The following is a 13,219-nucleotide window of genomic DNA, read 5'->3' on the forward strand; positions in this document are numbered from 1 at the left end:
TCGTAGATATCAGCCGCGCAGCCGCGGCGTCAGCTCCGCCGCCGAGATCGGCGCCTGCGCGTCCAGCGCGTCGAGCAGGGCTTGCGCGTGGGCGATCAGGCCCGCGCGGTCGATGCCGTAGGGCACGTCCGCGCCGTCCTCCGGCTCGAACTCGGTCAGCCGGGTGATGGCCCGGGTCAGCAGGGTGCGCGCCCCCTTGGGATTACCTCGCTGGATGTGTGTGACACCGACAGCAAGTTGGGCAAGTGCCTGCCACAGCATCCGCTCGGCGAACGGTCCGTTCTTCCATGCGGCCTCTAATACCTCGTGCGCGTTGAATGCCAAACCGTCGTCCAGCAGTTGCTGAGCGAAGGTGAGGGTTTGCTGCGGCGGGAGTTCCAGATCATCGGGAATTCGGGCAACTCCGGCACTGCCGGGCGGTAGCGGACGGCCCAAACTATCCCGCGGGCGAGAGTTAAGGGCGCGACCTGCGTCGTCGCGATCGCGGTCAACCATGCCTTCCATCATGCCTGCCCACGATGATGGCGTCGATGAGACAGTGTCCGGAACAAGAAACTCCGGCGGATCACAGCGCAATCACATCGGCGGAAAAGTTTGCGGCAGCACGATCCGAGGAATAGTTACAACCCGCTGGCAATGTTTCCGCAACATTTAATCTTCGCAAACATGGCAGTTTTGCTGAGGCAATAAGCAAGAGACGGGCAAACTTTCGATCGACCTGCTAAAGTCTGTGTCGCGGGGGTAACCTCGCGGGGGTGTATTCACCCCGACGTACAGTGCGATAACGACGCACCGTTGAGTTGCGCGCTTTCCTCAGGCGCACAGGGGATTCGGCGTTGCTTGGCCGGGTGCCGGTGCTAGTTAGAACGATGTCAGAAGAAATCTCGTTCTCGACGCAGCAAAGGAGCTAGTGCCGTGGAGGTTGATTTGACGGATGCTGTGTGGCGCAAGAGCACATACAGCGGCCCTGATGGGAACTGCGTGGAAGTCGCCTTTCTAGTCGACGGCAAAATCGCGGTCCGTGACACCAAGGACAACGGATGTGGCCCGGTGCTGGCGTTTGCTCCGGGGCAGTGGGACGCATTCCTAACTGGAGTAGCGCAGGGGGAGTTCGGGCACGCCTGAGACAACAGGCGTCCTGAACTGGCACTACGGGCCCCGGGTCGGCACGGACTCGGGGCCTTCGCAATATTCGGGCACCGGGATTCCGGCGTCCGAATACTTGCGTGTGGGGATAACGCGCGTCGGCGAGCTATTCGCCGCCGGCTATCGCGCCGAACCGTTCCCGCCCGCACCGTTCCCGTTCCGGCTATCGCGTTCCTGGTAATTCCGCAGTACCGCCAGCTGCCGCCGCTCTTCCTCGTGATCGGCCTCGTGATTGCGCTCGGACTCCGGCCACGGATCGGCGCGGAAGAAGCTGCCGGTGCCCGGCTTGCCCGCCGCGCCGAGCTTGCTCATCTTCTTCGGCACCGGCGCGCCCTGGTACGCCAGCGGGATCGGATGGCCGTGCTCGTCCACCGGGCCGAGCGGCTGATGGAGCTCGATGTACTCGCCGTTGGGCAGCCGCCGGACCACGCCGGTCTCGACGCCGTGCGCCAGCACCTCCCGGTCGCCACGCTGCAGGCCGAGGCAGATCCGGTAGGCCACGAAGTAGGCCAGCGGCGGAACCAGCAGAATGCCGATCCGTCCGGTCCAGGTCGTCGCGTTCAGCGAGACGTTGAACTTGTAGGCGACGATGTCGTTCACGCACGACAGCGTGAGCACCACATAGAACGCGATCGACATCGCCCCGATCGCGGTGCGCACCGGCACGTCGCGCGGGCGTTGCAGCAGATTGTGATTGACGTACTTGTCCCCGGTCAGCCGTTTCTCGATCCACGGGTAGGTGATCAGCACCGTGAACACCAAGCCCATGATCAGCGCGCCCCACACCGGCGCGGGCACCGTGTAGCGGCCCAGATAGATCTCCCACGGCGGGATCAGGCGCATCATGCCGTCGGTCCACATCATGTAGAAGTCCGGCTGTGAGCCCGCGGAGATCTGGGACGGGTTGTACGGACCCATGTTCCAGATCGGATTGATCTGCAGCAGCCCGCCCATGATGGCGACGATGCCCAGGGTGAAGGCGAAGAACGAGCCCTGATCCAGCGAGAACACCGGCACGATCCGCGCGCCCACCACGTTGTTCTCGGTGCGGCCGGGACCGGGGAACTGGGTGTGCTTCTGGTACCAGACCAGCGCCACGTGCGCCGCGATCAACGCCAGCATGATGCCGGGGAACAGCAGCACGTGCGCGATGAACAGACGCGGAATGATGATGGTGCCGGGATAGTCGCCGCCGAACATCAACCAGTGCAGCCAGGTGCCGACGATCGGCATGCCGAGCGTGATGGACGAGAACGCCGCCCGCAGCCCGGTGCCCGACAGCAGATCGTCCGGCAGCGAGTAACCGAAGTAGCCCTCGAACATCGCCAGAATCAGCAGCAGCGCACCGATCACCCAGTTCGCCTCGCGCGGTTTCCGGAACGCGCCGGTGAAGAACACGCGGAACAGATGCACGATGATCGACGCCGCGAAAAGCAATGCGGCCCAATGGTGTACCTGCCGCACGAACAATCCGCCGCGCACCTCGAACGAGATGTTCAGCGCGGTCTCGTACGCCCGCGACATGGTCACACCGCGTAACGGCTGGTAGGAGCCGTCGTAGACCACCTCGGTCATGGACGGGTCGAAGTACAGGGTCAGATACACGCCCGACAGCAGCAGAATGATGAAGCTGTACAACGCGATCTCGCCGAGCAGAAAAGACCAGTGCGTCGGAAACACCTTGTTGATCGACCGCTTCAGAAAACTGGCGGCCTGATATCGCTCGTCGGCGGAATCCGCCTGCGCGCTGACCTTGCGACCGAGTTGAGTTGCCATGGTCGACACCCCGCCCCTGGGAGAGTGGTATGTGTTCTACTACAGACGGTAGCAGGCAAGCCGTCCGGAATCGATAGGTTTGCCCCGATCCACTTGCGGACCAAGATCATTCGTCGATCTACCCGCACCGAAAAGCCACGCTAGTTCGCCGCCGGACGGGACATCGCGGTGGCCTTTCTCGCAGCCGTGGCCCGGTCCTGAAGCCGGCGTTGTCGGCCGCGGCCATGTCCCGTCCGATTGAGCAGGCGGTGGGATTCGATACTGTCGGAGGGTGGGTTCGATGGCGCCGCAGGACGCGACGATGTACTGGCTGTCGGCCCGTACGCGCAATGATCTGTTCCTGCTGTACTGCTTCACCGATGCCGGGCGCCCGTCGGCCGAACTGCGTGACTTCGTCGCCGGACGCAGCGCGCGGATCGCCGATCTGCGGGTCCGGGCCCGCGATGTGCCCGGCGACCTGGACTATCCGGCATGGGTGCCGTGCGGGTTCACCGGTGATCAATTCGTCGAGCATGTGCTGCCGCAGCCGGATTGGGCGCACCTGCACACCGCGCTCGGCGAGGTGGTCGACACGAGTGTGGATGCGGCGGTGCGACCGTGGCGATTGCACGTATTCCGCGGCGTAACCGACGCGCCGGGCGGCCCTGAACCGGCACTCGTCGTCGTTCTGCAGATGTCGCACGCGCTTGCCGACGGCCGGCGCGCGGCCGAGATCGCCCGTGCGTTGTTCGCGGCGGAATACCGGGGCGACGCCACTGCGGATTCGGTAGCGGGCGCGCTCCGCACAATTCGCGCCGTGGCGATCTCTGCGCAGGTGACGGCGATACTTGCCTTGCCGCGGATGCCGATTCGGATGGCGCGAACGGCATTTCGTGGCTATCGAGCTTTTCGCGCCCAGCAAGGACTCGCCGAACTCACCGAGTCGGGGGAGTTGCCGCCACCTGGCCCGGGTTTCGCCCCCAGCCTGGTCAATCATGCTGCAATGGAAGCTGATTCGGCTCATCTGGTGCGGATGATCGTGTGCGATGCCGCATCATTGCGTGCGCCCGGACATACGTTGACCGTTGTCGTGCTCACCGCGGTATCGCTCGCGTTGACTCGCTACCTCGAACGGCGCGGCGGCCCGGTGGGCAAACTCGGAGCACAGGTTCCGATGGCACTGACCGATACGGCAAAGCGCAACGCCCGCAACAACTATCGAAGCCTCAGCGTCGACCTGTCCAGCGACGAACCCGATCTTCGTCTGCGCGCCGACCGGATCGCCGCAACCATGGCCGACCGTGGCCTGCGCGCCCGGCATCCCCTGTTGGCCGCTCAGGATCGGGTCACCGACGTCGTCCCCGCCCCGATGCTCCGCCGCGACATCGCCCGCTATCCCCTCGACACGGTCCCCGACTCGATCGCCGGTCACACCGTCGTCTCCAGCGTCAACCGCGGCCCGGCAAACCTCACCTTCGGCGGGGGCCGGGTCCGTTTCACCGGAGGGTTCCCGGCGATCGGCTCGGTGATGCGGCTGACCCATGGCGTGCACGGCCTCGGCGACACCGTCACGATCTCGCTCCACGCCGATTCCGCCACCGTTGCGGACCTCGACACGTACGCCGAGTTGTTGCGCACCGCTTTATCGGAAACAGCACAGGGGTTGAAATGATTGCGGCACGGACGAATTCGGGCTGGCACGCGATCTAATCGGCGGGTTTGCGCCACACCAGCGAATACCGCCAGTAGACCCGCCGCCGCACCCGCGCGCCTGGAAGCAGCGCGACCGCCTGCTGCCGCACCTGACGAGTCGTCAACGGCGGATCGAGAACGACCGGCATGTCATCGTGACTCGGCGCTATCGCGTACCAATCCCCGCGACCGAACTTGCGCAGAACAGCGAACGTGATCGCCAGCACCCGATGACCGATCGCGGCCACGAGCTCGACGGGCAGTTCCCGAACCAGGTCCGCACGCGGCAACGCGACGACCGCCAGTACCCCACCCGGACGCAGCGCCTCGGCCAGAACCGGTAACGCCTCGTCCAGCGGCAGGTGGTGCAGCGTGCTGATCGAAACGATCGCGTCGTAGCCTCTCGGAGGTAACGGCTGCGCCAGCACATCCCCGAGAATGCAGGTGACATTGCCGGGCACCGCCTGCTTCGCCACGTCGATCATCGCCGGCGACCGGTCGATCGCGTCGACCTGCTCGGCATGCCGCGCCAACTCCACCGCGAACGCACCGGCCCCACACCCGACGTCCAGCACTCGCGCGCACGGCTCGGGCAGTTGCCGCAGCAGAAACCGGTGGTAGAAGCTGTTGTGATCCCATCTGATGCCCGCCATCAATTCCACTCTGCCACAGCGTCTTCACGCGTCAACGCCGGTCCGGCCGGCTGCTCACCTGGCAGCGCGAGGCGTGCGCTGATCGAGCACGAGCGTCGCCGTGACCGTGTCGCCACTGACCGTCGCGCTAGCCGCTTCGAGTAGCCTGCGCGCCGCCGAGTTATCCACCGTGGTCACCGCGACGATCTGCCGCACACCGAGCTCCGCGGCAACACCCCGCAGCTGCTCGGCCACCGCCTTGCCTACGCCACGTCCTCGATCCGACCGTCCGATCCACACCCCGGCCTCGAGCCCCGCGTCCCCGGGCTGCAACCGTGCGGCACCCACGGCCCGGCCACCCACCACGATCACATACGTGTACTCGACCGGCGCGTCCTCCGCCAGCGCCCGCCCCCGGTGAAACTCGAGAAACGCCTGCCTACGCTCCGCGTTCCATCCCGGTTCGCCGTCCACCGGCGGCATCACCTCCAGCGGATCCGCGTCGGCCACCGCCGCCTCGAGTAGCAGCGTGAGGTTGTGCTCCGTCAACGGCTCGAGCTCGACCGGCTCCGTGTTCCTGTCCACGGCATCGAGCCTGCTGCAACGGTTTGCCCAGGTCAACGGAATTCCCGACTGGGTGCCGTGCAAGACTCAAATTGATTGTGCCACTTGAGCATTCGAGCGTGCGTGTCGATTTCTGCTCTGGCAGACTGTGCGACGCGGGCTCCCGCGGGGGAGTGGCCACGGGTCCGGACGCCGACACCGCGCGGGCCGATACAGGAGGGGATTAGACATGCGGTTCTCGATCCAACGTACGGGCCTGGCGATCGGCCTCATCGCGACAGCAGGCCTGCTCTCGACGGCCGAAGCCGCAGCCGCGCCGACCGGCTACCAGCCGCCGGAGCTCACCTTCGCCGCCACCGGCCCGCACGAGATCACCGCGACGATTCGCAACCCGAACGCCGCCGGCATCTGCTACGCCACCATCGGCATCGACACCTCGGTCCACGAGTTCGCCGAACACGACGGCACCGGCTATGCCCCCGCGGGCCAGACCATCAGGGTGACCCGCCACAACCTCGCCGCCGGCCGCTACCGCCTCGGTGGTTTCTGCGGCACGTCATCGACATCCCCTGATCAGGTGATGGCCGCCGAGCAGGAGGTCACCGTGCCGGGCGACAAGCCGGCTCCGACCGGCTCCGGCGGGTCGAGCTAGCCCGTCCGGCCTGGTAAACGTGCAGGCTACGATGACGGGTGAGCGGCCGGATTCGCTGATGCGGTCGGGTGACTCGACGTCTGAGAGGGCGGATGCTGCGCGCTGGTGAGGTTTTCGCCGGATATGTGATCGAGCGGCAGCTGGGTCGCGGCGGCATGGGGTCGGTATATCTGGCGCGGCATCCGCGGCTGCCGCGGCGGATCGCGTTGAAACTGCTCAGCCCCGACCTGCACGCCAACGACGAGATGCGCGCCCGGTTCGAGCGCGAGGCCGAACTGGTCGCGCGGCTGGATCACCCGAACATCGTCGCGGTGTACGACCGCGGTGTCGACGAGGGCATCCGATGGATTTCCATGCAGTACGTCGACGGTATCGATGCGGGCGCGCTCGACCCGCGCGAGCTGGATCCTGCGCGCGCGGTCGAGATCATCGCCGAAACCGCCAAGGCCCTCGACTACGCGCACGCCGTCGGCGTCCTGCACCGCGACGTGAAACCGGCCAACATCCTGCTGGCCCGCGCGACCGCAGGACAGGACGAGCGCGTCCTGCTGACCGACTTCGGCATCGCTCGCCTTCGCGACGACGCCCACCAGCTCACGCGCACCGGAATGTTCGCGGCCACCCTGGCCTACGCCTCCCCGGAACAACTCTCGGCGAGCGCCGTCGACCATCGCTCCGACCAGTACGCCCTGGCCTGCACCCTGTTCTGGCTGCTCTCCAACACCGCCCCCTTCTCCGCCGACAATCCGGCTGCGATGATCGCCGCTCACCTCCAGCAGCCGCCGCCCGCACTCACCACCCGCCGATCCGAGCTGCCCCCGGCACTCGACGCCGTTCTGTCCAAGGCACTGGCCAAACGCCCCGGTGACCGCTACGACTCTTGCGCGGAATTCGCCACCGCGGCCCGTGCAGCCCTGACCGCTGTGAAACTGCCTGCCCCGCCGACCATTCCGCAGTCCTGGGTGGCTCCGCGCGCAGAGGGGCCAGGACCGGGTGAGTCGCTACAGGGACAGCGGCCACCCAGTGAGCCCGTGCTCCAGTTGGGGTCGAGCGAGCGTGCGCCGAGGCCCGGCGAGCGTGGACAGCATGCGGCGCCGAGCGAGTCCACGCACCGGCAGGCCCGCGGTATGTCCGCGCCGGATGCGCATGCGCGACAGGCGGATTCGAGCGTTTCGGCGCATGGGTCTGCTCCCGATGCGGTCGACTCGGGCAGGAGTGCCCGGCCGTCGAATCGCCCCGCCGCGGCGACCGGTTCGCGCGGGGCGACGTTGTGGGAGACGCCGAGTCAGCGGACGCTGGCTGCCGAGGGGGAGGTCAGCCAGCCGGAAATCCGACGGCCCGGCCGGCGGGCCGCGCGCAATGCTGTTGCCGCCGGGGCTGTTCTGGTGGTGGCCGCGATTGTCGCGGGGATTATCTGGGCGAATTCCGGGACTTCGTCGGACGGCCCGGCAGCGCCCATGTCGTCCGGTCCCGGTGCGCTGCGAACAATCGACTGGTCAGGGGCCGTTGCGCCGGGGACTGCCGGCGCGCCGCGAGCGATCGAGCCACTGACGCAGATCGATATGCAGGGCAACGAGGTCGCGAAACCCACTGCCGCCGCCACTCCGGCAGGCGACGGCAAGGCGACGTGCACGCCCGTCACCATTGCCACGACAGCCGGGGCCGGCGGTAGCGCGGACGGTGGAGTGAAGCTGGCCGTGGATCAGTTCACCAAGGCGAACCCTGGATGCTCCGTGGCACTGCGGGAATTCGACATCGCGGGCGCACAGGCGAGCGACGTGGCCGCGCAGATCGTGAACGACCCGTCGATCGCGGCGCTGGTAGGTCCGGTGCTTTCCGCCGAAATTCAGTCCACCGGAAAGGTTTTCAATGACGCTGGCCTGCCGTTCCTGACCCCGTCGGCGACCGACCCCGCCCTGTCCACCAACGGCTGGCATTCCTTCTTCCGCGGCCTCGCCGCCGACGACGTGCAAGGCACCGCCCTGGCCAAGTACCTGGTCAACACGGCGCACTACCGCAGGATCTGCGTCATCCAGGACAAGGCCGGTTACGGCAGAAGCCTGGCCGGCAGCGCCGTCTCCAGCCTCGGCTCGGCCGCCGACTCGAGCTGCGCGGCCGAGATCGGCAAGGGCGATCGCGACTTCGCCACGCTGGCAACCGATATCGCGAAGGCGAAGCCGGACGCGATCTTCTACTCCGGCTACGCCGAAGAGGCCGCGGTCCTGCTCCGGCAACTGCGCGAAGCAGGCGTCACCGTCCCCTTCGTCTCCGCGGAAAGCACCGTCACCCCGGACTTCGTTGCCCAAGCGGGCAGTTCGGCGAAGGACGCGATCGTGTCGTGCTCCTGCGGCCCGGTGGTCACCCGATTCGCCGGCGAATACCAGGCACTCAACGGCCAGGCCCCGGGCCCGAGTTCGGTCGAGGCGTACGACCTCACCACGATCATCCTGAAGGGCGTCAGCACCGGCCGCACCACCCGCGCCGCCCTCGCCGACTACCTCCGCGGCTACGAGGGCACCGGCCTGGCCCGTACCTACCGCTGGTCCGCCGTCGGAGAACTCGTTACTCCCCAAACCTGGCTCTACAAAGTCAACTGATCTCCACCGCGCGGTTCCTGCCCTATTGCCTGGTAGCGCAACATATTTGCGACGTAGTAACCCGCTGTCGCCGGCTGCCGCATCGAGAGAGACTTTCTCGCAATGCTGCTACCGTGGGTGAGCCGTCAGGTTCTGGGCGGCTACCAGGGCCAACCGCGGGAATCCGGCGTTCGACCGGCGAAACCGCGTGTCCTGCAGGAACTGTGAGGGGGACGCGGTGAAACCACGGTTACCGCACAGCGTTCCGATCCTCGACGTGCACTCGTTAGCAGTGGTCACCTATGGTCGGGTGAAACTTGATATATCTCCGACCTTTCCACAGGCACGTGCCCGAGCCGCGTGCCCGCGCACCCACCGTCTGGAGTCACGTCCTTGACCACGTCACCCTTCACCGCGTCCGACAGCGCCGCACCCGGAGTCTGCCCCGTTCAGCACGGCTCACCCATCGACACCGACGGACCCCGCGTCCGGCTGCACACCCCGGAGTTCGCCGCCGATCCCCATCGCGCCTACGCCGAGATGCGTCGTCAGTACGGCTCGCTGGTGCCGATCGAGCTCGCCCCGGACGTGCCCGCCACCCTGGTCGTCGGTTACGACGCCGCGCTGCGAATCCTCAACGACCCCGAGCACTTTCCCGCCGATCCGCGGACCTGGCAGCAGAGCATCCCGGACGACTCACCCATCAAACCGATGATGGAGTGGTACCCGAACGCGCTGCGCAACAGCGGCGCCGCACACGCGCGCTACCGCCAGGCCTACACCGCCGCCATCGACGGAATCGACCTGCACGCCCTGCATTCCACCGTCGAGCGGATCGCCATCCCGCTGATCAACACCTTCTGCACCACCGGCTCGGCCGATCTGGTGACGCAGTACGCGTTCCCGCTGGTCTTCGACGTGCTCAACCAAATGGTGGGCTGCTCGGCCGAATTGGGTCAGCGGGTGGCGACCGGCATGGCTCAACTCTTCGACACGGTCAACGCCGCGCAGGGCATGCAGATGCTCAGCGAGGCCCTGCTGGAACTGATCAGCCTGCGCCGCGCGGAGCCCGGCGACGACGTCACCTCCCGACTAGCGCACCATCCGGCCGAACTCGACGACACCGAAATGCTGAGCCAGCTCATCAGTTTCTACGGCGCCGGCATCGAACCGCAGCAGAACCTGATCATCAACACCCTGCTCCTGATGGTCACCGACGACCGATTCGGCGGCCACGTCCTCGGCGGCAGCATGTCGACCCGCGACGCACTCGACGAGGTGCTGTTCAACGACCCGCCGATGGCGAACTTCTGCACCTCCTACCCGCGGCAGCCGATCCTGATCGACAACAACTGGTTGCCCGCGCACCAGCCGGTGCTGATCAGCCTGGCCGGCTGCAACAACGACCCCGAGATCCGCGGCGGCGACCGCACCGGCAACCGCTCGCACCTGGCCTGGGCCGCCGGACCGCACGCCTGCCCGGCCAAGTCCGTCGCCTACCTGATCGTGCAGGACGCCATCGATCAGCTGCTGGACGCGCTGCCGGAGATCGAACTCGCCGTGGCGCCCAGCGAATTGGTCTGGCGGCCGGGGCCTTTCCACCGCGCGGTCGCGGCACTGCCGGTCGTCTTCCCCCAGTCCCCTCCGTTGAACATGATGTAAGGAGCGTCCGATGGAGCATGAACCGATAGTTCTGGACACGACCGGTGCCGACATCCAAGGCGAGTCCGCGCGCATCCGGGCGCGCGGACCCGTCGCGGTAGTGGAATTACCGGGCGGCGTGCCCGCGTGGTCGGCCACCGACGCGGCGGTGCTCAAGAGCCTGCTCGCCGATCCGCGCGTGTCCAAAGATCCTCGGCAGCACTGGTCTTCGTTCATCAACGGGGAGATCACCGAGGCCTGGCCGCTGCTGCCCTGGGTCGCGGTGGACAACATGTTCACCGCCTACGGTTCGGACCATCGGCGCTTGCGGAAACTGGTTTCGCCCGCGTTCACCCATCGCCGCACCACCGCGCTGCGGCCGCGGATCGAGGCGATCACCGACAGCCTGCTGAACGCGCTCGCCGCGACCCCGCCCGGCGAATCGGTGGATATCCGTGCGGGATTCGCGTATCCGGTGCCGATTCAGGTGATCACCGAGATGATGGGCGTGCCCGAGCATTTGGGCGGCGGCCTGCACAAGTGCGTGGACGGGTTCTTCGACACCTCGTTCACGCCCGAGCAGGCGCAGGCCAACTATCTCGAAATGTACCGGCTGATCAGCGAACTCGTCGCCTACCGGCGCGAGACGCCCGGCGACGACGTGACCAGCGTCTTGATCGCCACCCGGGCCGAGGACGGCGCGCAGCTGGTGGAGAAGGAGCTCGTCGACACCTTGATGCTGGTCATCAACGCGGGCCACGAGACCACGGTCAACCTGCTCGACCAGGCGATTTTCGCGTTGCTGACCCATCCGGACCAGCGTGCGGACGTGGTCGAGGGCCGGGTGCCCTGGTCGGACGTGGTGGAGGAAACGCTGCGCTACGAAGCGCCCGTAGCGCACCTGCCGTTGCGCTACGCCGTCGAGGACATCGAGATCGGCGATATCCGAATCCCCAAGGGGGAGGCCATTCTCGCCTCCTACGCCGGTGCCGGACGTGACCCGAACCTGCACGGCGCGACGGCCGATCACTTCGACATCCACCGCACCAACAAGGACCACCTGTCCTTCGGTCACGGCGCGCACCACTGCATCGGCGCCCCGCTGGCCCGGCTCGAAGCGGCGATCGCGCTGCCCGCCCTGTTCGAGCGTTTCCCGAACCTCCGGCTCGCGGTGGATCCGGCGGAATTGCAGCCGGTCGGCAGCTTCGTCTCCAACGGTCACCGGCAATTGCCGGTGTATCTGGGGGAGTAGACCGTTGAGCGTGGGGCGCCATTCGGCGCCCCACGCACTTTCAGATAAAAGCAAGCGCGGAGAACGCGAGTGCGATCAGTGCGACCACGTCCACCCACGCGACGCGTTTGGCCTTGCCGTTCAGCTCGCGGAAACCGACGGTGAATGCCAGCGCGACAAAGCTGGTCATGCTGATCGCGGCCGCGACGAAGGCGGCGACGCGAATCGGCGCGGCAAACGCCCCCACGACCAGTCCGATTCCGACCGCTGCGAGCAGCAATGCCCGGTGCCGGAGGAGCAGTTCCTGGTCGTGATTACCGAGTCCGGTGCCGTAGACGGCCACGGCGCGGCCAGGCGCGCACGCGACGATGCCCGGGACACTATGGATCACGCCGATCAGCACCAGCACTGCCTGCGCGACGTATTCGAATCGCATCCTCGATCCGTCCTTTCCGTTGGTCGTGCAAGCATGGCGAGCATGGGCGATGCGGCACTTCCAGAAACACGCTGTCTCGCGACCGTGTGGTTGTGGCCTGGGCACGCGGTATATCGAGGTCCCTCGCTGCGGCTCGACGCGCACTGCGGCTCGGTGCTGTGTCTGGCGGTCGGGCTCGACGCGCCGTTCACGGTGCGGGCCGACGGGTTCGAGCAGTCGGTACGGACCGCGCTGATTCCGCCGCGCACGGTGCATCGAGTCGTGGCCACAGGGGAGCGGATGCTGTTCTGCTATATCGATCCCAGTTCTCCCCGGGCGAAAGCCAGCTGGGCCCGAATGACCACTCGCTCTGGTGGATTCGGTTTAGACCACCGCGATGAACAGGAGTTGATGGGCCTTGCCGCGCAGGACGAATTCGATCCGGTGGCCGCGGTAAACCTGGCCTGTGGTCCCGGTGCGGCGAGCATCGATGATCGGATCGCGGCTGCCGCGGCGACGTTGCAGACCTATCCGGCCCGGTCGAACTCGGCCGCCGATCTGGCCGCCGAGGCGCACCTGTCGACCTCGCGGTTTCTGCACCTGTTCGCCCGGGACGCGGGCACCAGCTTCCGCCGTTATCGGATGTGGGCGCGGATGCTCAGCGTCGGTCGCGCCGTCGCGAAGGGCGCCGACCTCACGACAGCGGCGGCGGACGCGGGTTTCGCCAGCCCGTCGCATTTCAGCGACACCTTCCACGCGATGTGCGGACTCACACCCAGCAGATTGCTCGCCGACGGCGCTCGAATCGTGGTGCTGGATTCGTGAACCGGGTCAGGCGAATTCGACGCAGGTCATGACGCATCCGATTCATCAGTGCAACAGGCTATCTCGAAGCTAAGATTGGGGCGGCGAGGC

Annotated in this window: 12 protein-coding genes; 7 read left to right on the top strand and 5 right to left on the bottom strand. The window is 66.8% G+C overall.

Annotation, left to right across the window (positions count from 1 at the left end):
• Positions 1–9 precede the first annotated feature (9 nt).
• Positions 10–495: a DUF309 domain-containing protein gene (locus ACFYO1_RS43285; protein WP_387245406.1), complete on the bottom strand. Its 486-nt coding sequence runs from the start codon at positions 493–495 to the stop codon at positions 10–12.
• 444 nt (positions 496–939) lie between these two features.
• Between ACFYO1_RS43285 and ACFYO1_RS43290 the strand changes: the two genes are divergently transcribed.
• Positions 940–1,125 carry a DUF397 domain-containing protein gene (locus ACFYO1_RS43290; RefSeq protein ID WP_387245671.1) on the top strand — a complete coding sequence of 62 codons (186 nt, stop codon included), beginning with the start codon at positions 940–942 and terminating at the stop codon, positions 1,123–1,125.
• A 141-nt stretch (positions 1,126–1,266) separates the two neighbouring features.
• Here the strand turns inward: ACFYO1_RS43290 and ACFYO1_RS43295 are convergent, their stop codons facing one another.
• Positions 1,267–2,922: a cytochrome bc complex cytochrome b subunit gene (locus ACFYO1_RS43295; RefSeq protein WP_387245409.1), complete on the bottom strand. Its 1,656-nt coding sequence runs from the start codon at positions 2,920–2,922 to the stop codon at positions 1,267–1,269.
• 280 nt (positions 2,923–3,202) lie between these two features.
• Between ACFYO1_RS43295 and ACFYO1_RS43300 the strand changes: the two genes are divergently transcribed.
• The gene (locus ACFYO1_RS43300; protein ID WP_387245674.1) at positions 3,203–4,573 is read left to right on the top strand and encodes a wax ester/triacylglycerol synthase domain-containing protein; all 1,371 of its coding nucleotides are present in this window, start codon (positions 3,203–3,205) and stop codon (positions 4,571–4,573) included.
• 34 nt (positions 4,574–4,607) lie between these two features.
• Here ACFYO1_RS43300 and ACFYO1_RS43305 read toward each other — a convergent pair whose 3' ends face one another.
• Together ACFYO1_RS43305 and ACFYO1_RS43310 are read right to left on the bottom strand one after the other, a co-directional pair.
• Positions 4,608–5,246: a class I SAM-dependent methyltransferase gene (locus tag ACFYO1_RS43305; RefSeq protein ID WP_387245412.1), complete on the bottom strand. Its 639-nt coding sequence runs from the start codon at positions 5,244–5,246 to the stop codon at positions 4,608–4,610.
• Between the two features lie 54 nt (positions 5,247–5,300).
• Positions 5,301–5,810 (bottom strand): GNAT family N-acetyltransferase, encoded by a 510-nt coding sequence (locus ACFYO1_RS43310; protein ID WP_387245415.1) that lies wholly within the window; start codon positions 5,808–5,810, stop codon positions 5,301–5,303.
• Between the two features lie 208 nt (positions 5,811–6,018).
• Here ACFYO1_RS43310 and ACFYO1_RS43315 point away from each other — a divergent pair, with 208 nt between their 5' ends.
• The 4 genes from ACFYO1_RS43315 (at position 6,019) to ACFYO1_RS43330 (ending at position 11,910) form a co-directional block, all read left to right on the top strand.
• A complete protein-coding gene (locus ACFYO1_RS43315; RefSeq protein WP_387245418.1) occupies positions 6,019–6,441 on the top strand; it encodes a hypothetical protein in 423 nt (140 codons plus the stop codon).
• A gap of 92 nt (positions 6,442–6,533) precedes the next feature.
• A complete protein-coding gene (locus ACFYO1_RS43320) occupies positions 6,534–9,038 on the top strand; it encodes an ABC transporter substrate-binding protein (protein WP_387245421.1) in 2,505 nt (834 codons plus the stop codon).
• A 372-nt stretch (positions 9,039–9,410) separates the two neighbouring features.
• On the top strand, positions 9,411–10,679 hold the full coding sequence (locus tag ACFYO1_RS43325) for a cytochrome P450 (RefSeq protein WP_387245424.1): 1,269 nt from the start codon (positions 9,411–9,413) through the stop codon (positions 10,677–10,679).
• Positions 10,680–10,689: 10 nt separating this feature from the next.
• The gene (locus ACFYO1_RS43330; protein WP_387245427.1) at positions 10,690–11,910 is read left to right on the top strand and encodes a cytochrome P450; all 1,221 of its coding nucleotides are present in this window, start codon (positions 10,690–10,692) and stop codon (positions 11,908–11,910) included.
• Positions 11,911–11,950: 40 nt separating this feature from the next.
• Here the strand turns inward: ACFYO1_RS43330 and ACFYO1_RS43335 are convergent, their stop codons facing one another.
• Positions 11,951–12,325, bottom strand: a complete 375-nt coding sequence (locus ACFYO1_RS43335; protein WP_387245430.1) for a hypothetical protein — start codon at positions 12,323–12,325, stop codon at positions 11,951–11,953.
• A gap of 42 nt (positions 12,326–12,367) precedes the next feature.
• Between ACFYO1_RS43335 and ACFYO1_RS43340 the strand changes: the two genes are divergently transcribed.
• On the top strand, positions 12,368–13,129 hold the full coding sequence (locus tag ACFYO1_RS43340; protein WP_387245433.1) for a helix-turn-helix domain-containing protein: 762 nt from the start codon (positions 12,368–12,370) through the stop codon (positions 13,127–13,129).
• Positions 13,130–13,219 lie beyond the last annotated feature (90 nt).

It is taken from the genome of Nocardia sp. NPDC006044 (assembly GCF_042871115.1).
In the GTDB taxonomy this organism is placed as follows: Bacteria; Actinomycetota; Actinomycetes; order Mycobacteriales; family Mycobacteriaceae; genus Nocardia.